The organism is Actinoplanes sp. NPDC051343, assembly GCF_044455125.1.
Taxonomy (GTDB): domain Bacteria; phylum Actinomycetota; class Actinomycetes; order Mycobacteriales; family Micromonosporaceae; genus Actinoplanes.
Genome location: NZ_JBITEL010000001.1, coordinates 287,639 through 313,777 on the forward strand (window position 1 = coordinate 287,639; position 26,139 = coordinate 313,777).

The window sequence follows — 26,139 nt, forward strand, 5'->3', positions numbered from 1 at the left end:
TCACCGCTTCCACTGTCGTGTGTTCGCTTCCAGCAGAGGTACCTGGGCCGCCTGCAGGGTGCCGTCGCCGAGATGCACCCGGGCGGCGCCGGGCACGACCCGTTCGGCCAGGTGCGCGCGGGTCAGGCGGGCGCCGACCAGGTCCCCGGCGCTGATCGTGGGCGGCGACAGCAGCAGACCCCGCCGGTTCTTCTTGATCTCGACCTGCCAGCCGGAGAAGCCCATCGCCACCGACGAGATCTCGCCGGCGATGACCACCGCCCGGCGGGTGCCCGACGCCTGCCGGATCAGCTGGCGCAGCCAGTCCCGGGCGGCCACGTCCTTCCAGGACTCGGCGTCGTCGATCAGCAGCGCGACCGGCCCGTCGCCCGGGTCGACCAGGTCGGCGAACTCGGCGTCCTTCGGGTTGTCGCTGGTGATCACCCCGCGTACGCCGGGGCGGCCGGCCAGGTCGCTCAGCGGTGAGCGCAGCGGCGTACCGATGACGAGCTCGACGCCGCCGCTCAGCAACGACTCGGCCATCACCAGCAACGCGGTGCTGCGGCCGGAGCGGGACGGGCCGGCGATCAGGAACGTGGGCACGTCGGCGACCAGGTCCATGCCGATCGGTTCCATCTCGTCGCCGCCGACGCCGAGCAACGCCCAGCCGGGGGTGGGCTTCTCGACCGAGGCCCAGGCCTGCTCGAAGGTGAGCTGGCTCGGCATCACGGCTATCTTGCCGGGCCGCAGTTGTTTCGGCACGCCCGCCTCGCGCTCGCTCAGCCGGGCGGCCAGCGCGTGCATGGCGGCCACCTGCGACGGGCCGGCCGGGTCGGCGGCGACCAGGGCGACCTGCGTCTCGACGGCGGTGACCGCACGGTAGCCCCGGCCCGGTGGCAGGTTCTCCGGGATCTTCCGCGGGTTCAGGCCGGCGAGGCTGGCATCCGTACGGTCGGACAGCCGCAGCACCAGCTTCTCGTCGCAGAGCGAGCTGATCCGGCCGGACAGCAGCATGTGGTCACCGGCGATGATCAGGTGGACGCCGGCGCTGGCGCCCTCACGCGACAGCGTGAAGATCAGGTCGGTCAGCGCGCCGCCGTCGTGCTCGCTGAGCGTGCCCATGAAGCCTTCCCAGCGATCCAGCAGCAGCATGATGTGCGGCAGCCGCCCGGCGGCCGGAGTCGAGGCGCGCTGCTCGGTCACGTCGGCGAAGCCGCCCTCACCCAGCAGCCGCTGCCGGCGCTGCACCTCGGCGTGCAGGCGGTTGAGCAGCCGGACCGCCCGTTCGGTGTCGGAGCGCTGCACGACCGCCCCGCAGTGCGGCAACCTGGTCATCGGCAGCAACGCGCCGTTGCCGCAGTCGAGGCCGTAGAGGTGCAGGTCGCTGACGCTGGACGCGCTGGCCGCGGCGACCGCGATGGTCCGCAGCGCCTGCGACCGGCCCAATCGCGGAGCCCCGACGATGTGCAGGTGGCCGAAGGTGGAAAGGTCGATGGTGACCGGTTCCTGGGTCTGCGTACGGGGCAGGTCGGCCACCGCCCAGGCGAAGGTCGGCTCGCCGCGGGCGTCACGGACCGGCTCCGACGGCAGTTCGACCACGTGGGCCGCGGGCAGCGCGGGCAGCCAGGGACGCCGCTGCGGTGCCAGGCCCAGCATGTCGTTGGCCAGCCGGACCGCCGAAACCAGCACGGACAGGTCGGTGGCCTCCTGGGTCTCGGCCACGCGGCGCGGCCGCTGCGGTGCCGGACGGCCGAGATCCAGCCAGGTGACCGGGCGCAGGAACGGGGCGATCACCTCGGCGCGGTCCCGTTGCGGGCGGCGGCCACCGACCCGGCCGGTCTGGAACGGGATCAGTGAGCTGTGACCGAGCCGCGCGTACGCCCGTCCGGGATGCGTCGACGAGATGCTGGCCGCTTCCCGGGCGTCGATGACGTCGCTGCTCTCCCCCGCGTCGGTGACCCGCAACGCGATCCTCAGGTTGGTGTTGGCGCGGATCTCGGCCGAGACGACTCCAGACGGTCGCTGGGTGGCCAGGATCAGGTGGATGCCGAGGGAGCGTCCGCGCTGGGCCACATTGACCAGGCCGGTGACGAAGTCGGGCAGCTCGCGGGCCATCGAGGCGAACTCGTCGATGACGATGAGCAGCCGCGGAATGGCAGGCAGGCCGGACCGCCGGGCCGCGTAGTCCAGGTAGTCCTCGAGATCCTTGGCGCCGGCCGCGGCGAGCTGATGCTCCCGGCGGGTCAGCTCGGCACCGAGCGAGGTGAGCGCCCGTTCCACCAGGTGGGTGTCGAGGTCGGTGACCATGCCCACGGTGTGCGGAAGGTCGACGCAGTCCTTGAAGGCGGCGCCGCCCTTGTAGTCGACGAGTACGAAGTTCATCGCGTCCGGGCGGTTGGCCACGGCCAGCGACGCCACCACGGTCTGCAGGAATTCCGACTTGCCGGAACCGGTGGTGCCGGCGACCAGCCCGTGCGGTCCATGGTGGACGAGGTCGAGCGCGAACGGCCCGTCGAGTGAATAGCCGACCACGGCGCGGGTGTTGCGGCCCGACGACGACCAGCGGGCGGTGATCGCTGAGGGCGACGGATCCTCGAGGTTGAGCAGCTCGAGGAGCCGGGCCGAGGACGGCAGGGCCAGCTCTCCCTGGTTGTCGCTCACGTCGCGCAGCGGGGCGAGCCGGCGGCCGGTGATCCGGAACCAGCCGTCCACGATGTCGTCGGCACGGATGTCGCCGATCTGAGCCGACCGCTGTTGCCGCAGCGTGGCCGGCATCCCGGCGCCGCCGACGAGCACGGTGGTGCACTCCTCCGGCAGCGTCCGTTCGTCGGAGTCCACGCAGATGCTGTAAACGCCGACCGCCGGTCCGCTGAGCAGGATGTTGACCACGCCGGGCAGGGCGCGCAGCCGCCGGGCGCCGTCCATCACGACCACGATGCTCGGGTCGGCCGACACCGCGCCGGCGCTGGCGTTGAGCCGCGCCTGCCGTCGGGCCTCGATCAGCTCGATCAGCTCGGCGACCCGGCGGGCGATCGTCTCGGCGTCGGTGCCCAGCAGCGTGAGGCTCTGCTGTCCGAGCGACGGACGGGTGTGCGGCAGCCACGCGGCCCAGCCCCACAGCGGCGCCGCGCCGGGGTCGGTCAGCACGTAGAGCTGCAGATCGCGCGGGCTCTGCAGCACGGACAGCTGGCCGGCCAGCCAGCGGGCCATGTGCCGGGGCCACTCGTCGCGGCCGGCGATGCCGACGACGCCGGCCTGCACGATCGAGAAGGACACCGGTACGTCCTGCACCGGCCGGGGCTGCGGCCGGCGCTGGGTGTCGTCGCCGTCCGTCTCGACGGTGACCACGCTCGGCCGATCGGCGGTGCCGACCCGGACCACCAGGTGATCGGGGTCGGTGCTGCGGCGCTCCCACAGCCGGGCCCGCGGGCCGGTGGCGATGACCAGCAACTCGGCCGGATCGGGGCCGGCGCTTCGCCGGTCACTGCGTTCCAGTTGCAACGCCGTACTGATGTCGGCCTCGACGGCATCGCGGCGGGCCTGGTATTCGGCCAGTCGGCGCCGGTGTCCGCGGCGGCCCTGCCGGCGCCCACTGACCCAGTTGGACAGCATCATCAGCGGCGACATCGCGGTCATCATCAGGTACAGCGGGTTGTGCAGGGCCATCGCCATCACCCCGCCGAACCCGGCCGGCAGAAGAGCGGCCAGCCACGGCAACGCGTTGGTCCCGGGCGCCTTGGGCTCGGCCGGCAGGCGGAACGTGGTCGGCCGCGACGGCGGGAGCAGTCGCGGCGGCCGGTTGTAGTCGAGGTACTCGCTGTCCGGGGACTGCTCGACCATCGCGTCCGGTACGAGCACCGGGTGCGCCTCGAGCAGGGTGTCGCCGACGAGCAACTGGGCGGTCTCCCGCCAGACGATCGGTCCACTGTCGACCGGCTCCCGGTCCAGCAGGACACCTTCGGCGGCGGCTCGGACACGTACGGTGGCACCGATCGACACCGAGATCACGGCCGCCACCGGTGCGTCGCCGAGGGCCACCGTGCTGCCGGCCGCGCCGATGCGGTGCTCGCCGGGGCCCAGCGACCAGATCCGGCCGGCGCCGGTCCCCGCCACCGCCCGGATCGTGACCAGGCCCTCGGTGGCGTACGGGGCCGGACCGGGAGCCCGCAGCCACAACGTCGCGCCGTCGTGCAGGCCGCTGGCGGACAGTGGAAGGCCGAGGTCGAGCGGGTGGTCGTCGAGGAAGACCGAGCCGTCGGTCCGGTATTTCGGATCGAGGCTGTCGAGCAGGTTCTTGACGATGTCCCGGACCGGGGTGGCGGGCTCGGCGTCCACCACCACATCGGCGGACCACGCCGACGGATACGCCAGTGTGATCAGCATACGCACTGTCGGTTACTCCTCGATGAACACAGCGCCGCGCCGGTCGATCGACCGGCGCGGGCTCACATCGTTGTCGTCACTACTTGTTGAGCGAACCGGCCAGCTGCGTGTCCATGTCCTGCAGCGCGTCGACGGCCTTGTCGAGCCAGGTGGAGAGCTGCTCGAGCGTCTCCATGACGGTGTTGGCCGAGTTGACGAATTCGGTGTGCACCTCGTCGAACTTGCCCGATGCCTGGTCGGTGACGAAGCCCGACGCGGTCAGCTGGTCCACGATCGACTTGCACTCGGTCAGCCGCGAGTCGATGTCGTTCTTGTTGTTGCGCATGCGGGTCGCGCTGTCCGACATCTCCGCGTAGGTGACGTTGAGGTTCGCCATCGTGAGAGTCCCTTCGAGTCTGCCGGGGCCTCGGAACGGACCCGACGATCATCAACCGACCCAGAAGGTAGAAATATTGAAGGGACAAGTCCATAGTGGGGGCCGAGATTGGGTCCAAGGGCCTAAAGCGGACGTGCGGGAGGGCACAATGAGCCGAACGGCTGGTGCTTCGGCACCGTCGTATGAGTCAGCCGGCGCCTGGACGGTCGATCGAGCGGTCCGCGCTCTGGCCACCGCGTGTGCGCGGGAGTCGCGGGCGGTGCCCGAGGTCGTCGCGCTGACCCTGGCCCCCGAGCACCTTCGGCTGCACCTGGGCGCGCCCGACGAGTGGGCGCCGCCGGGCTGGTCGGTCGCCGACGAGGGCCGCACCTGGTGGATCGAACTCGGGAAGGTGCAGAGCGCGCCGATCGACCACGGCGTCGCCGAGCCGTTCCCCCGGCTGGTCTCGCTCGGCGTGACCGGGGCCGGACGGATCCTCCTCAACCTCGCCGCGGCGGACGGCGTCATCGGCGTCGAGGGGGACGCCACCCGGGCGTACGGTCTGGTCCAGGCCTGGGCGTCCCGCCTGACCACCAGTCCGTGGTCGGCCGGAGTCCGGGTGATCCAGGTCGGCTTCGCCTCGGAGGAGAGCCTCGCCAACCTGGCCGAGGCCGCAAGCTCTCTGAACGACCCCGACGGCGGCGTGCTGATGCTGGCCGAGCCGCCACAGAACCGGGACCTCGAGTACGTCACCTGGCTGGCCCGGGAACGGCACCGGGGCTGGTCGATCGTGGTGCTGCGGGCCGACGACGCCCGTTGGCGCCTGACGGTCGACGCGTCCGGGTCGGTGGAAACTGGATTGCTCGACGAGCCGGTACGCCTGCGCGCCTGAGAGGACACCCGTGAGCGCCACCAGCCGCCACGTAAAAATCGCCATCTCCAGTCCGGACCTGCTGGCCCACATCCGGCGCGAGTTCGCCGGCACCGGCCTGACCGCCCAGGTCGACGACCCACCCACCATCGACGTGCTGATCAGCGGCGACCCGGACGACGAGGCACTGGCCGAGGCGTTGCTGCGGCTGGCCGGCCCGCAGACCTACCAGCGCCGCCCTACCACCGCTCGTTACCGCCTCAGCTTGATCCCGGCCCGGCCGCCGCGTAAGACTGCCCCTTCCGAGATCCCGTTCCTGTCGCCACGCGAGGCCCAGGTGATGGCCTCGATCGCCCAGGGCTTGCGTAACGCCGACATCGCGGCGGCGCTACGAGTGGCCGAGAAGACGGTGAAGAACCACGTGAACCGCATCTTCGCCAAGCTCGGCGTGAGCACCCGGGTGGAGGCGGTGCTGCTCTGGCAGCAGACCCAGCGCAGTTAGTACTGCAACCGCCCGTCACTCCAACGGCGTGCCCGTGTGCTCGGCGAGCGCCGCGAGCAGGCGCTCCTGGAACTGCCGGAACGGTGCATGCCACTGCTCAGATAGACGAGCCGCCGCGGCTTCCCGATCAGAGCGGTGAGCAGGTACGGCGCCACGACGTTCACCCGCATGACCAGCGGCCCGCCGATGATGCCCGCGTTGTGGATCACGGCGTCGACCGGACCGAGGCCGTTCACCTGCTCGGCCACCTCACGCGTCTGACCGGCATCGGCCAGGTCGCCGACAACCCCCGCGGCGCCGCGGTCGAGCAGGTCCCGCACGGCGGTCAGCCGCTGGGCGCTGCGCGCGTGGACGATCACGTCGTGCCCGTCGCCGAGCAGCGTCGTGGCGGTCGCCCGGCCCAGCCCGTCAGCGGATCCGGTGATGAAGATGCGTGCCATCGGCTTCCTCAATGGTGTCGAGTCGCTGGGTGGCGGCCCAGGCCGCGAGCAGGCATTGTATTCGCCCGCGGGCGTTCCGGGTTCGGTGAGCGACGCCCGAAGTGCGCCTGCACAGCAGGCATTGCGGACTCACCAGATATGAGCGAAAGCGCGTGTTCTTGGTTGCTCGGGGTAGCCGGGCCGCATGGATGTGACGATGGCCGCGCTGATCGGTCTCATCGCTTTGGCTCTGCTGTTCGACTTCACGAACGGGTTCCATGACTCCGCCAATGCCATCGCTACAGTGGTCGCCACCCATGTCCTGCGGCCGCGGGTGGCCGTGGCGTGGGCGGCGGCGTTCAACTTCGCCGCTCTGCTGATCGTCGGTACCGCTGTGGCGAATACCGTCGGGCAAACGGTCAAGATGGAATACTTCAGCCTGCCGGTGGTCTTCGCAGCGCTGCTCGGCGGGATCTGCTGGAACTACCTGTCCTGGTGGAAGGGTCTGCCCACCTCGTCCTCGCATGCCCTGGTCGGCGCCCTGGTGGGTGCGGGTCTGGCCGGTGGCGGGCCGGACGCGATCCACGGTGCCAGCGTCCAGAAGACCGCCCTGTTCATCGTGATCAGCCCGGTCGCCGGGCTACTGCTCGGCGGCGCGGTCATGCTGGTGCTCCGCATTCTGCTGCGCCGTGCCGACGTGGTCCGCACCGAACGCCGCTTCCGGTTCGCCCAGCTCGGCTCTTCGGCGGCGGTGGCGCTGGCACACGGCGGCAACAACGCCCAGAAGACGATGGGTGTCGTCGCCGCCCTCCTGGTGGCCACCGGACACCTCGACGGCTCCGGCGGCGCACTGCCGATACCGCTGTGGGTGGAGCTGGCTGCTTACAGCGCGATCGCGCTGGGCACGGTGTCCGGCGGATGGCGCATCGTCCGCACCATGGGCACGCGCATCACCCAACTACGGCCGGTCAGCGGCTTCGCCGCCGAGACCGCAACCGCCGTGGCCATGTTCGGCTCCACCTATCTGGGCGCCCCGGTATCCACCACGCACACCGTCGCCGGCGCGATCACCGGGACCGGCATCGGAAACCGCGCCTCCAACGTCAACTGGTCGATTTTCCGCCGCGTCGCCGTGGCGTGGCTGGTCACCATGCCGGTCGCCGCCGCCATCGCGGCGCTGGCCTACTGGGGTTCCACTCTGCCACCCGAGCCGTACAACATCATCCTGATGGCGCTGGTCATCGCCGTCCTGGCCGGCCTGCTCGTGATCGCGCTGCGGCGAGCGCCCTCAGCCGAGGACATCGAGCGGGAGGCTGCCCGAGACCACGAGGTACCGCTGCGCGCCGGTTCCGGAAGCTTGCACGGCAGCGCCCAGGTGCCACTCACCAGCCCCCGGCCGGACCCGGACCGCGCCCGGGCCGTCGCCAAGGAGATCGACCAGCCGCTCTGACCGGCGGTGCCGTGCCGTGCCTGCCGTCCCGGGGGGGCGGGTCGATACGCGAGCGCTGATACGCGAGAAACTAGCGAGTCACTCCGGCTCACGTTCCACAGAGCGTCCTAGGAACCTACGCTGGAACGGCCGCGGCCACCGCGGCGCCCGCGGCCCGGCCGGCCGGCGAGCCAGTAGAGCGCGCCACCGGCCGCGATGGCGAACAGCCCGGCGCGCGCCGCCGCGAGCACATCGTGTCCGGTGACCGGCATGTGCGTGGACGGCATCACCTCGATCCGGATGGTTGCGGTGGCGCGGCCACCCCGGCCGTCGCCGATGGTGTACCCGACGACCTCCACCGTGCCGGGCCGGTCCGCGGCGGCGGTGTAGGTCACGGTGGTGGCCGTCATCGTGGTCGTGCCGAGCCGGGCCTTGCGGATGGCGACGACGGTGACACGGTCGCCATCCGGGTCCCGGTCGTTGAGCAGCGGCCTGATCACCACGCGGTGGCCATCGGTGACCACGGCTGTGTCGGCGGCCGCGATCGGCGGCCGGTTGCGGGTGGACGGAGACGGCACCGGTGCACCGGGCGGTGGTGTTGACGGGGCCCCGGACGACGGCGACGGCGTGGCCGGCGGCAACGGCGTGGGTGCGGCGGACGGCGACGGCGTGGGCGAAGCGGACGGCGACGGCGTCGGTGAGGTCGACGGTGCCGGTGCTGTGGTGGTGGGGACGGGCAGCGGCGGGCCCGGCACGATCACGTGCACGGTGGCGGCGGCCACGTTGCCGTCGGCGTCCACGACCTCGTACGTGAAGCTGTCGGTGCCGGTGAAGCCGCGATCCGGAACGTAGGTGACCGTTCCGTCCGCGTTGATCACCGCTGTGCCGTGCTGCGGCCGGCCGATCCTCCAGAGCGTGACCGGCCGGTTGTCCTGCCCGGTGACCGGCAGACCGATGACGACCGATCGGCCGTTCAGCACGGTCGTCTGCTTGTTCGGGACCGACGGCGGTACACCGACCAGGATGCCGATCGCGGCGGCGGTGCGGTGACCGGCGTCGTCGATCGCCGTGTAGGTCAGCGTCGCCAGGCCGGCGAAACCGGCCGGCGCGGTGTACGTCACGGTGCTCGGCGTGAACGTCGCCGTGCCGTGGTCGGGTACGCCGATCGACGTGACGGCGAGCGTGCCGGCCGGGTCGATGTCGTTGATCAGCACACTCAGGACGATCGCGTGCTGGTAGGGCGTGGCGCCGGAGTCCGGTACGGCCACGGGGCGGCCGTTCGAGACCGTGACGGTGACTGTCGCGGTCGCGGTGCCGCCGTTGCCGTCGGTGATGGTGTACGGGAAGGAGTCCGGGCCCACGTAACCGGCTGCCGGGGCGTACCCGATCCGGCCGGAGGTCACGACGGCCGTGCCGTGCCCCGGCTGCCCGGCCGAGAGGACGGCCGGCGTCTGCCCGGGGTTGGCGTCGGTGTCGTTGGCGAGCACGTCGATCAGCACGGTCCGGTCGGAGAGCAGCGCCGCGGCGTCCGGACGTGCGACCGGCGCGGCGTCGGCCACCTGCACCGTCACCCGTGCGGAGGCCGTGTTACCGACGTTGTCGGCGATCGAGTAGGTGAACGTGTCCGTCCCGAAGAACCCGGGGCTCGGGCGGTACTCCACGGTGCCGCCCGGGTTGATCCGGGTCGTGCCGTCGGCCGGCGGACCAACCGCATTCACCACCAGCGGCTGCGACTCCGGGTCGGTGTCGTTGGCCGTGACCGCGATGTCGGCCGCGGTGTCGGCCGGGATCGACACCGCATCGTCGGCCGCCGTCGGCGCGCCGTTGATGACGATGGTGACGTATGCCGTGCCGGTGGCGCCCAGGTCGTCGGTGACCACGTAGTTGAAGCCGTCGGTCCCGAAAGTTCCCGGATCGGCCCGGTAGGTCAGCACCCCGCCGGACAGGGTGAGCGTGCCGTCGGCGGGCGCGGTGGCCGAGGCGACGCTGAGTGACTGCCCGGTGTTCGGGTCGCTGTCGTTGGTCAGCACCGGCAGGGTGACCGGTACGCCCGGCCGCGCCGCGAAGGAGTCGTCGTTGCCGACGGGCGCGGCGTTTCGCACGGTGACCGTGACTATCGCCGAGTCGGTGAGCCCGGCCGGGTCCCGGATCGAGTAGACGAACGAGTCGCTGCCGGTGAAGCCGGTGTCCGGTACGTAGGCGATGGTGCCGTCGCCGTTGAGCGAGGCCGTGCCGTGGCCGCCCGTCGCGGCGGCGATCAGCGTCACCGCGTCGCCGTTCGGGTCGTCGTCGTTGGCCAGCACCGGCACGGTCACGGCCGTGTCGGTGTCGGTGCCTGAAACGTCGGGACGGGCCACCGGCGCGGAGTTGACCACGGTGACCGTCACGGTCGCGCCCACCGGGGTGCCGTGGCCGTCGTCGAGCGTGTAGTGGAACGCGTCGACGCCCAGGAAGTGAGCCGCCGGGGTGTAGGTGACGAGACCGTTCGCTGCGACGGTGACGCCACCGTGGCCGGGCGGGACGTCAACCGCGAACGTGAGCGGGTCGCCGTTGGGATCGGGGTCGTCGTTCGCCAGCAGGTTGATCACCAGAGGCGTGCCGCCGATCCCGGTGACCGGGTCGTCGCGGGCGACCGGCAGTCCATTGTCCACGGTCACCACTACCGACGCGGTGTCCGTACCGCCGTTGCCGTCGTCGATCGTGTAGGTGAACGAGTCCGGCCCGGACCAGCCGGCGTCGGGAAGATAGGTGATCGTGCCGGCCGCGTCCCGGGTGACCACGCCGTGCGCCGGGGCGCTCACCCCGGAGACGCGCAGCGGGTCGCCGTTCGGGTCGGTCGCCGCGGCCAGCACGTCCAAGGGCAGCGGCGTGCGGTAGCCGGCGGTCGTCGTGAACGGCTGCGCGACCGGCGGGGCATCGCCGACGAGGACGGTGATCTGGGCGGTGGCGGTGCCGCCGTGGCCGTCGTCGATGGTGTACGGGAACGTCCCGCGGCCGGAGAAGCCGGCCGGCGCGGTGTAGGTGACGACTCCGGCGAGCAGCGATGCCGTGCCCGTTCCGGGGGCCGGAGCACCGACGGCCGTCACGGTCAGCGGATCGTGGTTCGGGTCGGAGTCGTTGCCGGTGGCCGGCACCACGACGCCGGCGAGGGCCGCCGCGTACGTCACCGGCAGCACGTCGTCGGCGGCGGTGGGCGCCGCGTTGGCCACGTCGACCGACACCGTGGCGGTGGCGGTGCCGCCGTTGCCGTCGCTCACCGTGTAGGCGAAGGTGCTCGTTCCGGCGAAGGCGGGTAGCGGCGTGAAGGTGACGTCGGTGCCGGTGAAGCTGACGGTGCCGTCGGTCAGCGACGGCGGGGTGACCGCCACGACGGTGAGCGGGTCACCGTTGGGGTCGACGTCGTTCTGCCGTACGTCGAGGGTGACCGCCGTACCCGTCGGCGTGTTGATCATGTCGTCGTTGGCGACCGGTACGGCGTTCTGCGTGGTGACCGTGACCGTGCCGGTGTCCGTGCCGCCGTGCGGATCGTCCACCCGGTAGTCGAACGTGTCGGCGCCCGACCAGCCCGCGGCGGGCGTGTAGGTGACCGTCCGGTCGGCGTGGGCCACGGCCACCCCGTGCGCCGGCGGGCCGACCACCGAGACGACCAGGGACGAGGACGGGTCGTCGGGGTCGCTGTCGTTGCCCAGCACGGCGACCGTGACCGGGGTCGCGTACGGCGTCGCGGCCGCGTCGGCCCCGGCCTGCGGCGGGCTGTTGACGGCCAGGGCAACGGTGGCCGTGTCGTTGGCGGCGTTCGAGTCCGCGCCGGTGCCGCCCGCAACCATCGAGGCCACCGCGCTCGCCGCCGCGGTGCTGTCGACGGTCGCCGGGATCGTGGCGTTCGCCGAACTGCCGGCCACCAACGGCCCCAGCGCGCAGGTGACCACCTGACCGGCGACCGAACAGCCGGGCGGCATCACGCCGGGCGACACCCCGGACGGCAGCGTCAGCGTGGCAGTTGCGGCCGGCTCCAGGTCACCGGTCCGGTTCGCCACGGTCGCGACGTAGTTCACCGCGGCAGGCGTGGCGGCGCGCTGCACGAAGGCCGGCGCCATGGTCAGAGCGGCGGCCAGGTCGTCGTGCGGCTGCAGCACGGTGGTGGCGGCCGTACCCCCGGCGGCGGCGACGCTCACCCCGGTGGTGTGCCCGGAATAGCTGACGTTGACCAGGTTGGTGATGGCGTAGCCGACCGGCACGGCCGCCTGGACGGTGACCCGGAACGTGACCCAGGTGGTGCCCGCGTACGGGATCGAGCCGAGAGTCCAGCCGGCCGCGCCCGCGCTGTACGCCCCGGCGTCGTCACCGGCCGCGTCGGTGAGCGGGACGCCCGCCGCGACGAGCGAACCGGGGACGTACGTGGTGTAGGGCGGAACCGCGTCGGCCAGGGCGACCCGGTCGGCGGTGTCGCTCCCGGCGTTGCGCACCGCGATCCGGTACTCGATCACGTCGCCGGGCAGCAGATCGCCGCCGTTGATGTCGGTGCCGGTGACGGTGGTGGTGATGTTGGGGGCGTAGAGGTCGATGGTGAACGTGACCACGCCCGGGTAGTACTGGTCGCCGCTCGTGGTCAGCGTCAGCGTCGTCGAGGTGGCACCGTTCGCGAACATGCCGCTCGCGTCGACCTGGTCGATGTCGAAGCCGAGCAGATTGTCGTACCCCGGGTTGTGGGCGCCCACCGCCGTGCCGGACTCGCTCACCGTGCTGTTGAAGAAGTTGTCGGCCGGGTTCTGCGCATCGCTCAGCGGCTGCCCGTCGACCTGAAGGCTGTCGCCGTTGGTGCCCCGGTCACCCTCGTAGGCGACGGCACCGATCCGGGCGTGCACGGTGCCGGTGTGCGGCGTCTCGAAGCCGGTGACCGGAATGGTGGTGGCGCCGCTGGAGACCTGCCCGAAACCGTCGTAGACGCGCAGGCTGCGCATGTCCTCGGCCGCATTGTGGTACGCCACCACCAGCGCCCACCCGGCGTAGGAGTTGGCCGCCACCGACGCCTGGATGTTGGCCACGCCGTACACGCCGTTGCCGACGCCGGCCACCTGGGCGGTGACGTCGGCGAAACCCTGGTAGATGTTGCCGTTCGGGAACAGCGTGCTCGCCGTGACCGGGTGGTAGGAGGTGCCGCCGCCGGTGCTGAACAGGATCTGGTTGCGCAGCGGTGAGGCCGAGCTGGCGCCCCAGTAGAGCCCGGCGAACAGCACCGTGCTGCCGGCCGGCATGTCCAGTGTCGCGGTGCTGTCGTTGAAGGTGGCCGGATTCCCGTCCGCGTCGGTGTACGCCATCGTGTAGTTGTTGTTGTTCGCGTTCCCACCGGTGGCGGTGCCGTTGCGGGCCTGCGCACAGGTGGGCTGCCCGGCCAGCAGACAGGTCAGGTTCGAGTTGCCGCGCATCAGGATCGAGCCGTTGGTGTCGACGTCGAAACGAGGGCCGAACGGCGTCGTCACGTTGGCCGCCGCCGGCCCGGCGACCAGCGTCGTCCCCGCGAACAGGAGGGCGACCACCACCGCCAGGACCGCAGCCGCCCGGCGCACCCCCACGCCGATCAGGCTAGGTCACGGCGGTCGGGCACCGCTGGCGGAATCAGATCTCGGTGACGCGGACTGAACCGACGATGCCCCGGCTTTCTATACCTATACAGAGTTCGGGCATGGTCCGACCACGGCGCCCGTCGGCGCAGACCGTGCTGGTCCTCGATGCGCTGGCCGGTGACCCGGCCACGTGGCGGTACGGCTACGAACTCGGGCGGCAGGCGGGGCCCTGCCCGGCCAGCACATCAGTGAGAGCCGGGGCGAGATCATCACGCAAGGCAGAGTCAGCGGTCCAGCAGGGCGACGCCCAGGTCGGTCGCGGCGTGTGTCACCCGGTTGCCGTGCCGGTGGCTCGTCACCAGCCCGGCCTCCCGCAACGCGGACAGCTGGCGGCTCGCGGTCGACGGCGGCAGACCGAGCCGGCGGGCGACGTCCGTGGTGGTGCCGGCGGCGTCGGCGACCGTGCGCAGCAACCGCGACCGGGTCGACCCGAGCACGGCCGCCACCGGGTCGCCGCCGCGGTCCGTCCGTGCGGTGGCCGGGCCGGCCCAGCCCAGCTCGTGCTCGATGGGATAGGCCAGCACCGGCGGCAGTTCCGGCGCGGCCAGGGCGGTCGGCGTGCCGCTGCAGAAGAACGACGGTTGCAGCAACAGCCCGCTCCCGGTCAGCTCGATCGTGTGCTCGACCGGGTAGTCCATCTCCAGCACCGGGTAGTGCCATCGGATCGAGTGGTGCAGCGTGCCGAACACACCCGCCCAGCCCCACTCGGCGAGCCGCAGCGCCCGGACCATCCGGTCCTGGTCGACCTGCGCGCGCACCTGCGGCCAGTACGGCGCGAGACCGGCCCCGAAGTACCGGCCCGCCGCATCGGCGAGCCGGGTCAGGACGGGCGCCTCGCCTCGCGCGAGTTCGGCGTACCAGGGCGGGACCGGGCGGCGCGGATGCAGGCGGACCATTCGCTCCAGGTCGGCTTCGACGCGGGCCTTGGGCGTACGGCGCAGCGCCTCCAGCTGCTCGGTGAGTGACGGTGCCGGCGCCGCCGGGGTGAGGAAGTCGGCTGCGTATCCCCGGGTGGGCGCCAGGTCGACGAGCATTGCGGTCGACGCAGGCACCAGCGCGGCGATCCGACGCCGCCACGGTCCGAAAAGGACACGCTGATCCCGGCCCCGCAACCGGTACAGGCTCAGAAGGACCTCCCACATCGGATCGGGCCCGGCCGCGAACCGGGTCCGGGCCAGGTCGTCCGCGGTGAACACGATCCTGAGCACATCGCCCCCCATGATGCTGACCAGCGACATTGCACACCACTGCAATCACGTATCCATAGCTCTATCCCTCAGACAGTCTGTTGTCGACTCGAAAGGCGCAAACACGACCCACGGGGAGACCGATGGCGTCGCTCACCCACTCCGTCCGGCGGTTCCTTCGCGGTGGCACCGGTGTGCTGGTGTTCCTGGTGGCCGGTGAGGTTCTCGGACGGATCGGCCTGGTCGACCGCGGCTACCTGCCGCCCTCGTCGGCGGTGCTGGCGCGCACGGCAGGCCTGGTCGCGGACGCCGGCTTCCGGCAGGACGTGGCGGCGACCCTCGAGGTGTGGGCCGCCGGCCTGCTCATCGCGCTGCTGATCGCGGTGCCCGGCGGCCTCCTGCTGGGCAGTCTGCCGGTGGTGAACTCCGCGGTGCGTGTGCTGGTCGAGTTCCTGCGTCCCATCCCGGCGGTCGCGCTGATCCCCCTCGTGATCCTGATCGTGGCGGATCAGCGCCAGATGCAACGGGATCTGGCCGCGTACGCCGCGCTGTGGCCGATCCTCCTCAACACGATCTACGCCGTCGGGGACGTGGACCCGGGCACCCGGGACATGGCCCGCTCCTTCGGGCTGTCCGGGCCGGCCATCCTGGCTCGCATCGCGCTGCCCAGTGCCGCGCCGTTCATCGCCACGGGCACTCGGGTCGCGTCGGCGATCGCCCTCGTCGTCACCGTCAGCACCGAGTTGATCGCCGGCGGGGGCGAGCACGGAATCGGCATCTTCGTGTTGAACGCGAGCGCCGATGCGGGCCACGCCGATGTCGTCTTCGCCGCCGCCGCGATCGCCGGCCTGCTCGGGTACGCGATCGACCTGGCCCTGCGGACCGTGGAGCGAAGGGTGTTCCGATGGCATTTCCAGCGGCTGGCCGTGCCGGCATGACCGCGGCCGGACGCGGCGGCTTCCTGCTGCGGTGGGCCGTCTTCGCGGCGGCCGTCGCCACATGGCAACTGGCGGCCTCCGTCGCGGTACCCGAGGACGAGAAGGTGTTCTTCCCGCCCCCGTCCGTGATCGCGCCCCGGATATACCAGTTGTGGTTCTCCGGCCCGGCCGACCACGGATTCCTCACGCCGGCCGCGACGGCCGATATCGTCCCGAGCGTCGAGCGGATGCTCGCCGGCTGGCTGCTCGCGGTGGTGCTGGGGGTCGGGCTGGGTCTGTTGCTCGGGCGGCTGCCCGGCGTACTCGACTACGTCGACCCAGCGATCCAGTTCTTCCGGGCCGTTCCGCCGCCGATCCTCATCCCGGTGTTCATCGTGCTGTTCAAACTCGGCCCGGCGATGAGACTCGCGGTGATCGTGTCCGGGGTGGTCTGGCCCATCCTGCTGAACTCGATCGACGGCGCGCGGACCGTCGAGCCACTGCGCCTGGACGTCGCCCGCGTGTTCGCCCTGACGCCCTGGCAGCGCCTGCACGGCATCATCCTGCCGGCCGCCGGTCCCAAGATTTTCGCCGGCCTGCGGGTCAGCCTGTCGATGTCGATCGTCCTGATGGTCATCTCGGAGATGGTCGGTGGCACCGACGGCATCGGCTACCGGCTCTACATCACCAAGGACTCGTTCCAGCTGCCCGAGATGTGGTCGGTCATCGTGCTGCTCGGCCTCCTCGGGTACACCTTCAACGCCCTGTTGCTCACACTCGAACGCCACGTGCTGGCCTGGCAGCGCGGCGAACGCCGGGTGGAGTCGTGACCGGCCGCGGGGGCCCGCGGCCCCTCGCGGTCAACGGGCGTACGGAGTCACGGGCCGAGGTAGTCAGGATCGGTCATGATCTCGATCAGAGCCGGCCCGGGATGCGCTCGCGCGTCGGCCATCGCCGCGGGCAACTCGTCCGCGTGATGCACGCGCCGGGCGAGGACGCCGTACCCGCGGGCGATCGCGGCCACGTCGATGCCCGACAGGTCCTTGCCCGGGTACGTCCCACGCGCAGCGGCAGTGCCGCCGTAACGGCGCAGCGCCGCCCCCACCGCCGCGTAGGACTCGTTGTTCATCACCACGTAGGTCACCTCGATCCGGTACCGGGCGGCGACCCACAGGGCCTGCGGGCTGAACTGGAAGGCGCCGTCGCCGAGCACGGCGATCACCTCGCGTTCGGGGTGCGCCAGCTTGAGCCCGAGGGCGGCGCCCATGCCCCAGCCGAGCGAGCCCGAGGACGTGGTGTGGTGCTGGTGCGGCGGGTCCTGCGGAAGGCGCCGCAGCAGGATCGCACCGGAGGTCGTCGCGTCGCCGACCACGGTCGTGTCGTCGGTGACGAGCCCGGCGAGCGCGTCCGCGACCGCGGCCACGTTCTCGACGCCCGCACGCCCGGGTGGCAGCGGGCCGCGGTCGGCGAGATGCTCCGCGCGTACGGAAGCAAGCCGGTCGTGAAACGACAGGTCCTGGGCCGTGGGTTCCGGGATTTCGGCCAGAAGCTGGGCGAGGGCCAGCCGCTCGTCGGCCACGACGCCGACGTCGACGCCGTAGATCGCGCCGATCTCGGCGGCATCGGTGTGCAGATGGATCACGCGGGCAGCGGCCGGCACATCCGGGCGGCCGGGCACCTCGAACTCGGTGAAGCAGTGGCACCCGGCGAACAGGATCACGTCGCGGTCGCCGACGGCCGGGCGCTTCGCGTCGTACAGGCCGGCGTAGTGCGGGTGGGAGGTCGGGAAGCCGGGGCGCTCGAAGGTACGCCGATCCTCGTTGACCACCGGCGCGCCCAGCCGCTCGGACAGCGCGATGAGCTCGGCGACCGCGCCGTGGCGTGCCACCTCGGCCCCCGCCACGAGCAGGGGCCGGCGGGCCGAGGCGAGCAGTCGGGCGGCATCCCGGACCTGCCGCGGGTCCGCGGCGGTGCGGGCCTGGGGACGGTAGCGTGCCGGATCGGGTACCGGCGCCTCGCACGCGGCGTTCATCAGGTCCTGCGACAGTCCCACCCACACGGGCCCGCTGGGCTCGGTCAGGGCGAGCCGCAGCGCGCGGTTCAGGTCCTCGGGGAGATCCTCGGTGCGCAGCGACTGCCACTGGTGCTTCACGTACGGCTCGGCGAGCCGGCCGGTGTCGGGTACGCAGGTGAAGCCGCGGTGCGACTGCAAGCGGGCAGGCTTCAGTCCGGTAAGGACGATGACCGGCGAACGGGCCAGGCGGGCGGCGTTCAGGTTGGCCAGAGCGTTGGCCAGCCCCACATGCGTGTGCAGGTACGCCACGGCGGCCTCACGGGTGCCCCGGGCGTACCCGTCGGCCGCCGACACCGCGACGGACTCGTGCGGGGTGAGGACGACCTCGAAGTCCGGGTGATCGAGGGTGGCATCCAGAAAGGACGCCTCGGTGCTTCCGGGGCACGTGAAGACGCGCCGGACACCCCACGCGAGCAGGGTTTCCAGAACCGCCTGCCCGCCGCTGCGCAACGATCCGGCCATGTAACACATCCCTTTATCGATCTATAAATCCAGATACATCATACGACCCTATGGGTCCATTGAGGAGCGTCATGAAGACATACCGCTGGGCCTCCGCGACCGCGACCGGGCTTCTTTTCGCCGTGGTTCTCGCCGGATGCGGCGGATCGCACCGGGGATCGCCGTCCGGCACCACGGGACTGGAGAAGACGGATCTGAAGGTCGGCATCCTGCCGATCCCTGATGCGGCCACGGTTTACATCGCCAAGAGCAAGGGCTACTTCGCGGCCGAAGGGCTCAATGTGACGCCGGTGGTGCTCGCCAACGGTTCGGAGACCGTCAGCCGGGTCGTGTCCGGCGGCGTGGACATCGCCTACAGCGCCTACGTGCCGATCATCCAGGCGGCGTCCGCCGGCGTGCGGGTACGCGTGGTCGGCAGCGGCTATCAGGGACGTACCAACCTGTACCCGATCGTGACCCGGCCGGACTCCCCCATCCACGACGCGCGGCAACTCGCCGGCAAGAAGATCGGCCTGATCAACACCAAGGGCTTCCCGGCGCTGCTCACCGACGCCGCGCTGGCCGGCGTCGGCGTCGCCGCGTCCGCGGTCCACCTGGTCGAGATCCCGTACCCGAACATGCCGGCCGCGTTGCAGAACGGCTCCATCGACGCCGCGTTCATGACCGAGCCGTACCTCAGCCAGTCCCGCCGGACCTTCGGCGCTCGCGTGGTCATCGACACGATGAGTGGCCCGACCGCCGACCTCCCGGTCGGCGGGTACGTCTCCTCCCCGCGATTCGTGGACGGCAACCCGAAGACCCTGGCCGCGTTCAACCGGGCGATCAGCAAAGCTCAGGCGGCGGCCACGGACCGCGCGCTCGTCGGCCGGACGCTGCCGATGTACGTGCACGGCCTGTCCCCCGCCGTGGCGCAGTCGATCACCCTGGGCACGTTCCCGGCGTCCCTGGATCCGGCCCGGCTTCAGCGCGTCGCCGACCTGATGACCCGGTTCGGCGCCATCCCGAAGCACTTCGACGTCCAGCAACTCCTGCGGTCCTGATGGTGCTCGACGTCATCAAACTGGGCCATGTCTACGACGGCCACGCCGCCCTCGAGGAGATCTCGTTCAGCGTCCAGGCCCGGGAACTGGTCAGCGTCGTCGGGCCGTCCGGATGCGGGAAGTCCACCTTGCTGCGGGCGGTCGCCGGGCTGATACGTCCGACGACCGGCGAGATCCGGCTCGGCGGTGAGCCGGTCAGCGGCGTGCCCGCCGATCTGGCCGTGGTCTTCCAGGATTATTCGCGTTCCCTGCTGCCGTGGATGTCGGTCCGCGACAACGTGCTGTTCCCGCTGCGCCGGCGCGGCTCCGGCCGGGCGGACCGGCGCCGGGCCGCCGACATGGCGCTGGCGGAGGTGGGCCTGACCGCGGCGGCGGGCCGGTTCCCCTGGCAGCTGTCCGGGGGGATGCAGCAGCGGGTGGCGATCGCGCGGGCCCTCGCGTACCGCCCCTCGCTGCTGCTCATGGACGAGCCCTTCGGATCCGTGGACGCGCAGACGCGGGAGGACCTGGAGGACCTGCTGCTGCGGGTCCGCGCCGACACCGACATGACGATCCTGCTGGTCACCCACGACATTGACGAGAGTGTGTACGTCAGCGATCGGATCCTGGTGATGGGGCAGGCCCCCGGTCAGTTACTGGCCGATCTCACCGTCGACCTGCCGCCGGTACGCGACCGCATCGAGACACGGGAACTGCCGGCCTTCGTCCGGCTACGTTCGGCGGTGGGACGCCTCATGCGCGACAACGCCCCCGGCCCGCCACCGCTGGAGAGGTAGCGCATCACCGATCGGTTTGGACGGCCCACAGGTGGATGCGGTAGAACTCGACGGGTTCCTCGACGAACTGGTCGAAGAACTTCTTGCGATCGGTGGCCGTGATCCGGAAGGCGTAGGTCCCGGCGTGCGGCGGGGTGAAAATCGGATCCGGGACGCCGGTGTCGATGGTCGGAGCGAGCAGATAGAGCGGCTGATCGAGGATCAGTGCTCCGGCTGACTGCTCGGTCCCATCGGCACCGGCGCCGTCATCGGGTGCGTCGACGAGGTCGACGTCCAGGGTGATCGGTCCCATCGCGATGCCCGTGACGATGATCAGGCTGCGCCGGTCCGGGGCGACCTGCACCAGGTCGTCGGGGCGGGCCGGGTCGAACACCGGGTACGTTTCCGCCGGCGCCAGGTACACCTGGTGGTAGTCGGCGATCGGTGTCACTCGCATGCGTGATCATCTCCACGGCGGTATCGGCGATGGCTACCTCGGTGTCAGGTCAGGGCAGGTAGCCGATCTCGAACGGGTCGTGGGCGAGCATCCGCTGGGCGCGGTAGAACGCGCCGGTGGTGCCGCCCGACGAGCTGTTCTCCCCGGACGGGATGAAACAGCGGCTCCAGCCCGACGGGCCGGTTCGCTGCGGATCCGGCATCTGGCACCAGGGCAGGCTGCGCGCCTGGGTGGCGCCGCTGGTGGAGGCGCCCTCGTAGGTGCTGCGGAACGGGTACTCGTCGCACTGGTATCCGGTCGGCCGGGGCAGCGACGCCGGGCAGGCCTTCGCCCCGTTCTGGTTGGACAGTGTGCCGTCGGTCAGCCTGGTCAGATAGGTACCGGTGTCGAGCCGGCCCGGCAGTCCGGAGACCTGAGCGCCGTACACGTGCTGGACAAAGTTGGGCACGGTCGTCTGGCTGAAGCCCAGCACACCGGGGATGTTGCCGAAAACGCAGCCCGGGGTGGACGTCCCCGGGGTGGCGTTGTCGCACCGTGACAGGGCGAGGTAATTCTCGACGGTCACGGTGTTGCCCCAGCCCTCACCACCGAGGGTGTATTCCCAGAAGCCGCCGACGTTGTTGTCGACAACTCCCGGGGTCAGACCGGTGACCTCGGCATTGCCGGTGCCTTTCCAGCTTTCCCCGTCGGCCTGCGTGGTCCAGGTGCCGCCGGTGCCGAGGCACGTCGCGGTGGAGCAGGACGGGAACAGCAGCCCTTCGGCGAACGACGGAGCGCCGACGCCGGTGAAGTCCCACAGCCACAGGAACGTCGTGTTCGCCCACGTGGCACCGGTCGCGCTCGCCGTCGAGACCGCGTGCAGGTCGGTCGTTCCGATCACCTCACCGGACGGTTCGAGCGTGGTGATGATGTCGATCTCGACGTGGTTGCAGGCGTTACGGCGATCGATGGCAATCCACCCGGTGAGCGTGCCGGATGTCGAACTGCATTCGCCGGGCCAGTCGACGGCATCCAGGCCGGCCGCGGACCGGGTCATCTTCACCGTCGGACGGCTGCACCGGTAAGAGTGAATCTTGCCGGCCGCCAGCAATGCCGCATTCTTGTCGCAGCCTTTCGCGTCGGCGCGCATCAGCACCCGACCGGCCGTGTCGATCGGCCGCCCGGGCACCCGCTGCACCGTGCCGCCGGGCGTCGCGGCGGCCTGCGGCGCGCGATCGGCGGCCGCCTGCATGATTGCCGCCGCCTGTTGCTGACCCGCCGTGTTGTCCTGCGCCTGAGCGATGGATGCATTCGCACCCACGACGGCCGTCACGGTCGCTGTAATGACAGCTAATCCACGACAGAGCCTTTTGACTGATCGCACAATGTCCCCCTACATCGTTGGGATCACTAAGGCGCGCGTATCCCCCGCGAGACGCCGTGGCCGCCACCAATGATGCCTACGGTTCGTCACCCGCCAAAGTTGCAACTTACGCCCGCCCCACCGATTGTCAACGGCCTATGCCTTGGAATTCAGGCTCTCCCCGGCGGGACGCCATTGTTGATGTTCGAGCACTGTGGACCACCTGCGCGTTCCGCCTCCGTCACACGGTCACGGACGCGAAAAGTCAGGTGTCCGACAGGTGTCCGAGCGCCGGACCGCTTCGCCAGGCGCTCGGACGACTCCGAACCCGCCGTCGTCGGCGACCGAACTTCGGTGTTGGAAACGAGTGCTTCCCGGTTGCGCGAACTGGAATTTCGTGGCTTCTGTGGCAGGCCGTTAGCGTCGGATTCATGGAATGGAGCTTTCGGACCGCCGAACAGCTCGTCGCCGCATTGGGCGCCGGTGCGGTGACGTCAATGGAACTGACCGACGAGGCGATCGCCCGAATCGAGCGCGACGACAAAGTGATCAACGCGATCTGCGTGCCGGACTTCGACCGTGCGCGAGCCGCCGCGCACGGCGCCGACCAGGCCCGCGCGCGCGGTGAGGACCGGCCGCTGCTCGGCATTCCGGTGACGGTCAAGGAGTCGTACAACATCGCCGGGCTGCCCACGACCTGGGGCATGCCGCCGCACCGCGACTACATGCCGGCCGAGGACGCGGTACAGGTGTCGCGACTCAAGGCCGCGGGCGCGGTGGTGCTCGGCAAGACCAATGTGCCGTTGGGGCTGCAGGACATCCAGAGCTTCAACGAGATCTACGGCACCACCACCAACCCGTGGGATCACGGTCGTACGCCGGGCGGATCCTCCGGCGGGTCGGCGGCGGCCCTGGCGTCCGGGTTCGGCGCGCTGTCCATCGGCTCCGACATCGCCGGCTCGCTGCGTACCCCCGCGCATTTCTGTGGCGTCTACGCGCACAAGCCGACGCTCGGGCTGGCGGCCAACCGCGGTATGGTCGCGCCGCCCGAGCCGGCGTTGCCGGCCGACCTCGACCTCGCCGTCGTCGGACCGATGGCGCGCACCGCCCGCGACCTCACGCTCCTGCTCGATGTCATGGCCGGACCGGACCCGCTGACGCTCGGCGTGGCGCACCGGTTGGCGCTGCCGGCCGCCCGCCACGAGCGGCTCGGCGATTTCCGGGTCCTGGTCCTGCAGGAGCATCCGCTCATCGCGACCGGGTCGGCCGTACGGGCGGGCGTGAGCCGGGTGGCCGCCGCGCTCGTCGACGGCGGCGCCCGCGTCGTGCGACACAGCCCGCTGCTGCCCGACCTGACCGAAGCCGCGACGCTCTACATGCAGTTGCTGATTTCGGGCTCCGTTGCGCGCTTTCCCATCGAATCACGGGAGCAGCTACCGAGCGCGGACGACCGCAGTCTTGACGCCGTACGGCGGCGCGCCATGGCGTTCAGCCACCGCGACTGGATCGACGCGAACAACCGCCGCGAACTCCACCGCCACGGCTGGCGACAGTTGTTCACCGAGTTCGACGTCGTGGTGTGCCCGATCACGCCGACGCCCGCGTTCCCGCACGACCACAACCCCAACCCACTGGTGCGGCGCATCGACATCGACGGCGTCGAGTACCCGTACCTCGACCAGCTCGTCTGGGCCGGCCTGGCCACCATGCCCGGCCTGCCCGCCACCGCCATACCCACGGGCCGCTCCCCCGGCGGCCTGCCGGTCGGCGTGCAGCTCATCGGCCCGATGTTCGAGGACCGCACCCCGCTGCGGCTGGCCGAACTGCTCGAGCAGAAGATCGGCGGCTTCCAGGCCCCGGAGTAGGGCATGCCGGCCGGCCGGATGACCGGTTACGGCGCCGGCGAGGAGTGGCTGGAATTGTTGTACGCGTTCTTGGCCGCGACCACGGCCGCCTGGACGTGTCCGGGTTCGACACCGGACACGTTCAGCGGCGGGTGCAGGCGTCGGACAAGTTCGGCCTCGACGGAGGCCGGCTCCGGGTCCTCAGCCCAGGTCAACCGCAGGTGCGCGTACATCCAGGCGGTCAGCCGGGCCTCGTCCTCGGGCACCAGGACGACACGATCGGTCCAGGTCGTCCGGTAGCCCTCGGACACGAGGAGCCCGGCCAACGTGCGGCGCAGCGTCGAACTGCCGGAACGCCGCAGGTGGTTGCGCAGGATCCGGCCCCGCAGGCTGGTCGCCCGACCGAGATACAGCAGCCGTAGCGACCGGTCGTTCTCGTTCGGCGGTCCGGGCAGGCCGGGAAAGACCGAAGGCGCGGCCCACCACGCGTACACACCGCCGCTACGGCTGAGTCTCTTGACGGCGGCGTCCAGCGCGACCGGCACGCCGGACAGCAGCCGCAGGGCTTCCTCCGCCCGTGCCCGGTCGGTTGGAGCGTCGTCGGGTCGCTTCTCGGGAGTGGTCATCAAGGCCATGCTAGGCGGCCGGGCCGGACACCCACCTTCGGCCCAGGTCAGGCGTACCACCTGCCGTGGCCGGCAGGCCCATTGTCACCGCCCGGGCGCAACTGGCCTCCATGTCGCCCGGCTCGCAGTCCCAGGACCATTGGGTGTGCACATGTCCGTCGGTGGGCAGCGTGGCCGCCATTCGATCCGTGCGTGCGTCACGGGCGCTAGTTTGATTGGTGTGACTGGTCGAGGGTGGCCTTCGACTCGTCGGCCAGGTCGGTCAGGCGGGCCACCTCGGCGTCGGTCAGATTTTCGGCGACCTCGGCCGCGGCGATGTTGGCCCGCAGGTGCTCGGGGTTTGAGGTGCCGGGGATGACGACGACGGCGGGCGAACGGCGTAGCAGCCAGGCCAGCGCGACCTGGGCCGGTGTCACGCCGAGGCGCCGCGCGGGGCCGGCGAGCTCGTCGTAGCCGGCGAGCCGTCCCGATGCGAGCGGGAAGTAGGGAACGAACATGATGCCTTGTGCCTCGCAGTCGGCGAGGACCTGAACGCCGCTACGGTCGAGCAGGTTGAAACGGTTCTGCACGGCCGCGATCGGTGTCATTCTCTGGGCGCGGGCCAGCATCTGCGGCGACGCCCCGGACAGGCCGATGCGGCGGATGAGCCCTTGATCGCGCAGCTCGACGAGCACGCCGAGCGATTCCTCCAGCGGCACCGCGGCCTCCGCTCCCCGGGTGTCGCCGGGAAGGCGGAGGTAGGTCAGCTCGCTCGCCTCCGTGCCCAGGTCTTCGAGGGCCTCGTGGACCTGCCGGCGGACGACGTCAGGGTGATCGGTGATGATCCACGACCCGTCGGGGCCGCGCCCGGCACCGACCTTGTTCCCGACGATCACGCCGTCCGGGAGCGGCCGCAGTGCCTGCCCGATGAGCTGGTTCACCGTTCGCGGCCCGTACGCGTTCGCGGTGTCGAAGAAGGTGACGCCCAGCTCGACGGCCAGGCGAAGCACGTGCCGCGCCGACTCCGGGTCGGCCGGCAGGCCCCGGACGTTCGGGCCGGCGAGCTGCATGGCGCCGTATCCGACTCGGTTCATGGACTCGCTCCTCCGTGTATCAGTGCTACGACGAACTCCGTAGCATCGCTTCGTCTCAGTGATACGCCGAATGCCGTAGCATTGCAACCGTGGACGACGCCAAGACCCGTACTCGCCGGCACATCCTCGAGGCGGCAGCCGACATCCTCGAGAGAGAGGGCGCCGAGGGAGTCTCCACACGCTCGGTCGCGGCAGCGGCCGGCATCCGCGCCGCGTCCCTCTACCAGCTCTTCGGCGACAAGGAAGGCCTCCTCGCAGCCCTGGCCATCCAGGCGTTCGACCATTACCTGGCCGACAAGCACACGATTGCGCCGACCGCCGATCCGGTCGAGGACATGCGTCGGGGCTGGGACGCCCACGTCAATTTCGGCCTGGGCCACCCCGCCGCGTACCTGTTGATGTTCGGCACCGACCGGCCCGGGCGCTGGCCGCCGGCCGCCGACGAGGCCCACAACCTGCTGCTGAAGTTCCTCGACCGCGTGGCCGCCGCCGGCCGCCTACGGGTCCCCCCGGCGCTCGCCGCCCACCTCTGCCAGGCGGCCGCCACCGGCGTCACCCTGTCGCTGATCGCCACCCCCGCCCCGGACCGAGACCTGAAAATCTCCGCGAAAATGCGAGAAACCGTGGTCGGCTCCCTGATAACCGACCCGCCCCCGGACCCCGATCCGGGCCTTGCCTCCCGGGCCCTCGCCCTCGACGCCGCCCTCAGCACCGCAGACGAGCCGCTCCCCCTGCGCCCGGCCGAAACCGCCCTACTCCGCGACTGGCTCCAGCAACTCGCCGGCTGACGGGTCCTGACC

The 26,139-nt window shown here is 71.0% G+C and carries 19 protein-coding genes; 9 read left to right on the plus strand and 10 right to left on the minus strand.

Translation table 11 applies throughout. From position 1 onward, the window contains the following. Both ACIA5C_RS01260 and ACIA5C_RS01265 read right to left on the minus strand, forming a co-directional pair. A complete protein-coding gene (locus ACIA5C_RS01260) occupies positions 1-4,362 on the minus strand; it encodes an FtsK/SpoIIIE domain-containing protein (protein ID WP_396051987.1) in 4,362 nt (1,453 codons plus the stop codon). Between the two features lie 79 nt (positions 4,363-4,441). After that, a complete protein-coding gene (locus ACIA5C_RS01265) occupies positions 4,442-4,738 on the minus strand; it encodes a WXG100 family type VII secretion target (RefSeq protein ID WP_396049987.1) in 297 nt (98 codons plus the stop codon). Positions 4,739-4,886: 148 nt separating this feature from the next. On the opposite strand from ACIA5C_RS01265, the gene ACIA5C_RS01270 reads away from it, so the two are divergent. Next, positions 4,887-5,609, plus strand: a complete 723-nt coding sequence (locus ACIA5C_RS01270) for a hypothetical protein (protein WP_396049989.1) — start codon at positions 4,887-4,889, stop codon at positions 5,607-5,609. Between the two features lie 10 nt (positions 5,610-5,619). Beyond that, the gene (locus tag ACIA5C_RS01275; protein ID WP_396049991.1) at positions 5,620-6,090 is read left to right on the plus strand and encodes a LuxR C-terminal-related transcriptional regulator; all 471 of its coding nucleotides are present in this window, start codon (positions 5,620-5,622) and stop codon (positions 6,088-6,090) included. Here the strand turns inward: ACIA5C_RS01275 and ACIA5C_RS01280 are convergent. Continuing rightward, the gene (locus tag ACIA5C_RS01280) at positions 6,087-6,530 is read right to left on the minus strand and encodes an SDR family NAD(P)-dependent oxidoreductase (protein WP_396049993.1); all 444 of its coding nucleotides are present in this window, start codon (positions 6,528-6,530) and stop codon (positions 6,087-6,089) included. The genes ACIA5C_RS01275 and ACIA5C_RS01280 overlap by 4 nt on opposite strands. 184 nt (positions 6,531-6,714) lie before the next feature. On the opposite strand from ACIA5C_RS01280, the gene ACIA5C_RS01285 reads away from it, so the two are divergent. Further along, entirely contained in the window at positions 6,715-7,959 is a 1,245-nt protein-coding gene (locus ACIA5C_RS01285; RefSeq protein ID WP_396049995.1) for an anion permease, read from the plus strand. Positions 7,960-8,066: 107 nt separating this feature from the next. Here ACIA5C_RS01285 and ACIA5C_RS01290 read toward each other — a convergent pair whose 3' ends face one another. Together ACIA5C_RS01290 and ACIA5C_RS01295 are read right to left on the minus strand one after the other, a co-directional pair. Further along, positions 8,067-13,511 carry an Ig-like domain-containing protein gene (locus ACIA5C_RS01290; RefSeq protein ID WP_396049996.1) on the minus strand — a complete coding sequence of 1,815 codons (5,445 nt, stop codon included), beginning with the start codon at positions 13,509-13,511 and terminating at the stop codon, positions 8,067-8,069. Positions 13,512-13,786: 275 nt separating this feature from the next. Beyond that, positions 13,787-14,770, minus strand: a complete 984-nt coding sequence (locus ACIA5C_RS01295; protein WP_396049997.1) for an ArsR/SmtB family transcription factor — start codon at positions 14,768-14,770, stop codon at positions 13,787-13,789. A 122-nt stretch (positions 14,771-14,892) separates the two neighbouring features. On the opposite strand from ACIA5C_RS01295, the gene ACIA5C_RS01300 reads away from it, so the two are divergent. Both ACIA5C_RS01300 and ACIA5C_RS01305 read left to right on the plus strand, forming a co-directional pair. Beyond that, entirely contained in the window at positions 14,893-15,687 is a 795-nt protein-coding gene (locus tag ACIA5C_RS01300) for an ABC transporter permease (protein WP_396049999.1), read from the plus strand. Beyond that, a complete protein-coding gene (locus tag ACIA5C_RS01305) occupies positions 15,654-16,496 on the plus strand; it encodes an ABC transporter permease (RefSeq protein WP_396050001.1) in 843 nt (280 codons plus the stop codon). The genes ACIA5C_RS01300 and ACIA5C_RS01305 overlap by 34 nt, the downstream gene beginning before the upstream one ends. A 47-nt stretch (positions 16,497-16,543) precedes the next feature. On the opposite strand, the gene ACIA5C_RS01310 is transcribed toward ACIA5C_RS01305, so the two are convergent. Next, on the minus strand, positions 16,544-18,202 hold the full coding sequence (locus ACIA5C_RS01310) for a thiamine pyrophosphate-binding protein (protein ID WP_396050003.1): 1,659 nt from the start codon (positions 18,200-18,202) through the stop codon (positions 16,544-16,546). 71 nt (positions 18,203-18,273) lie between these two features. Between ACIA5C_RS01310 and ACIA5C_RS01315 the strand changes: the two genes are divergently transcribed. Both ACIA5C_RS01315 and ACIA5C_RS01320 read left to right on the plus strand, forming a co-directional pair. Continuing rightward, a complete protein-coding gene (locus ACIA5C_RS01315) occupies positions 18,274-19,242 on the plus strand; it encodes an ABC transporter substrate-binding protein (RefSeq protein WP_396050005.1) in 969 nt (322 codons plus the stop codon). Beyond that, positions 19,242-20,018 carry an ABC transporter ATP-binding protein gene (locus ACIA5C_RS01320; protein ID WP_396050007.1) on the plus strand — a complete coding sequence of 259 codons (777 nt, stop codon included), beginning with the start codon at positions 19,242-19,244 and terminating at the stop codon, positions 20,016-20,018. The genes ACIA5C_RS01315 and ACIA5C_RS01320 overlap by 1 nt, the downstream gene beginning before the upstream one ends. A gap of 4 nt (positions 20,019-20,022) precedes the next feature. Here the strand turns inward: ACIA5C_RS01320 and ACIA5C_RS01325 are convergent, their stop codons facing one another. Next, positions 20,023-20,454 (minus strand): hypothetical protein, encoded by a 432-nt coding sequence (locus ACIA5C_RS01325; protein WP_396050008.1) that lies wholly within the window; start codon positions 20,452-20,454, stop codon positions 20,023-20,025. Between the two features lie 49 nt (positions 20,455-20,503). Continuing rightward, the gene (locus ACIA5C_RS01330) at positions 20,504-21,766 is read right to left on the minus strand and encodes a hypothetical protein (protein WP_396050010.1); all 1,263 of its coding nucleotides are present in this window, start codon (positions 21,764-21,766) and stop codon (positions 20,504-20,506) included. Between the two features lie 461 nt (positions 21,767-22,227). Here ACIA5C_RS01330 and ACIA5C_RS01335 point away from each other — a divergent pair, with 461 nt between their 5' ends. Continuing rightward, the gene (locus tag ACIA5C_RS01335; RefSeq protein ID WP_396050012.1) at positions 22,228-23,661 is read left to right on the plus strand and encodes an amidase; all 1,434 of its coding nucleotides are present in this window, start codon (positions 22,228-22,230) and stop codon (positions 23,659-23,661) included. A gap of 26 nt (positions 23,662-23,687) precedes the next feature. Here ACIA5C_RS01335 and ACIA5C_RS01340 read toward each other — a convergent pair whose 3' ends face one another. Together ACIA5C_RS01340 and ACIA5C_RS01345 are read right to left on the minus strand one after the other, a co-directional pair. Beyond that, positions 23,688-24,266 carry a GIY-YIG nuclease family protein gene (locus ACIA5C_RS01340; protein ID WP_396050014.1) on the minus strand — a complete coding sequence of 193 codons (579 nt, stop codon included), beginning with the start codon at positions 24,264-24,266 and terminating at the stop codon, positions 23,688-23,690. 206 nt (positions 24,267-24,472) lie between these two features. Next, positions 24,473-25,339 carry an aldo/keto reductase gene (locus ACIA5C_RS01345; protein WP_396050016.1) on the minus strand — a complete coding sequence of 289 codons (867 nt, stop codon included), beginning with the start codon at positions 25,337-25,339 and terminating at the stop codon, positions 24,473-24,475. An 89-nt stretch (positions 25,340-25,428) separates the two neighbouring features. Here ACIA5C_RS01345 and ACIA5C_RS01350 point away from each other — a divergent pair, with 89 nt between their 5' ends. Continuing rightward, the gene (locus ACIA5C_RS01350) at positions 25,429-26,127 is read left to right on the plus strand and encodes a TetR/AcrR family transcriptional regulator (RefSeq protein ID WP_396050018.1); all 699 of its coding nucleotides are present in this window, start codon (positions 25,429-25,431) and stop codon (positions 26,125-26,127) included. Positions 26,128-26,139: the final 12 nt, after the last annotated feature.